Source organism: Eubacterium ramulus, from assembly GCF_003122485.1.
Taxonomy (GTDB): domain Bacteria; phylum Bacillota; class Clostridia; order Lachnospirales; family Lachnospiraceae; genus Eubacterium_I; species Eubacterium_I ramulus_A.
Genome location: NZ_JRFU01000214.1, coordinates 1 through 1,458, shown reverse-complemented (window position 1 = coordinate 1,458; position 1,458 = coordinate 1). Strand labels below are relative to the sequence as shown.

Annotated in this window: 2 protein-coding genes; both read right to left on the bottom strand. The window is 43.0% G+C overall.

What is annotated here, in order from left to right; all coding sequences use genetic code 11:
- Positions 1–3: 3 nt before the first annotated feature.
- A complete protein-coding gene (locus tag LG34_RS15695) occupies positions 4–378 on the bottom strand; it encodes a DUF3783 domain-containing protein (protein WP_109216908.1) in 375 nt (124 codons plus the stop codon).
- 3 nt (positions 379–381) lie between these two features.
- A complete protein-coding gene (locus LG34_RS15690) occupies positions 382–1,287 on the bottom strand; it encodes a precorrin-6B methylase (protein WP_109216907.1) in 906 nt (301 codons plus the stop codon).
- Positions 1,288–1,458 lie beyond the last annotated feature (171 nt).

Genomic DNA, 1,458 nt, shown 5'->3' with positions numbered 1-1,458 from the left:
ATCTTAAAAGCGCTTCCGGTCCCGTTGTGCCATTTCGTACATCATCTTCTCACGCTGCGCCTCGAAATATACGTGCAGAACGTCCCAGGAGGCGTTTGTAGCCGTCATAACCATTTTATAGTCTATCTTTACCTTATGGTTTCTTAAATCCATCAGAAGCCGATCTAGCTGCTTCTCCGTAAAGTCACACATTATGATCATGCTGCCCTTCGGATACTCACCGCCGAAATACCCACCATCATCTTTTCCCCTGGCAAGATCCCCCAATGCCATATGAAATTTCGTCTTCGGGACAGACACCGCCTGTATTTTCATTGGTGTCAGAATCTGACGGATCTCATTCTCATTTTCACACTGAAATAATAATACTTTCGCCATTTTTTAGCAGTCTGCCTTTCCTGTAATGATCCATGGTGCCGGCTGCTGCTCGAAAGAATTTTTGCTGTTCAATCTGGCTACGGAAATCTGGATAACCTCAGTATCTTTGATACCGTATTTTTCAAAAATGCCGGAAATAGATGCCGCTACGCCAAAATCTAATGTATAGATCACAATGCTGATCTGCGGATTTAATTTTGTCAGGTACTCAATCTCCTGCTCCATACTTGCGGATGCCACCATAAATACCAGTGACGGAACCGGACATCCTTTCATCGTCTCCTCATCCACATGATCGATCACCTGAATGTTGTGCAAGCCAAAATGGTCAATGTTCTCTTCCATGGTCGCACGGTCGTCTTTGTTGTATTCTACAGCGATCACAGTGCCCTCTGTAGCGATGATTGCAGCCTCTACCGCAATACTTTCTCCACTGATGACACAAATGTCGTCCTGACGCCCTACATACATCTTATTTAAGATGACGGAACGGATCTCGCTTCCTACATAATGAATGGAACCACGTTTAAAATTATGGTTGTCCATACCAATCTTGTAGGTGTTACGCGCATGCTCATTTACGATCAGCATGCCTGCGGATGCGTTGATGCCACGGTTGATCATATTGCTCACTTTATCGTGTTTTATCTCGCCTGCAGGCTCTGAGCCCTCGTTATACCATACATCGCAGTCCCCCAGTCCTGCGTTCCACATCCGGTAAAAAATATCGTCAATTCCAGCTTCCGTAAACACCAATACTGCTTTGTGTGACTCAACTGTCGGAATCAGGTTTTTATTTTTTCGGGTGATATCAAGCATCTTTACTTTTTCCAGATCAATGGCTGTGTTTTTCGCAAAATACTGCAGCCAGGATAAAATGCTCTCGTTGGTAAAAATCTGCTGTTCCATAAAAAATACCTCCCAATACATTAATCAAAAATGCCTTCAGCATCTAATTATGTTAATTTTACCATTATCAAAAACACACGTCAATAAATCCATGCTTTTCGAATACATCCCAGAATGTTCTCCGTTACAGTTCACTCATCACATGTATTCAGGTAATGATCATGCTTGCAT

Bases quoted from the DNA above. Each gene is read 5' to 3' on its own strand.
- LG34_RS15695 (WP_109216908.1), bottom strand. From the start codon at position 378: ATGGCGAAAGTATTATTATTTCAGTGTGAAAATGAGAATGAGATCCGT.
- LG34_RS15690 (WP_109216907.1), bottom strand. From the start codon at position 1,287: ATGGAACAGCAGATTTTTACCAACGAGAGCATTTTATCCTGGCTGCAG.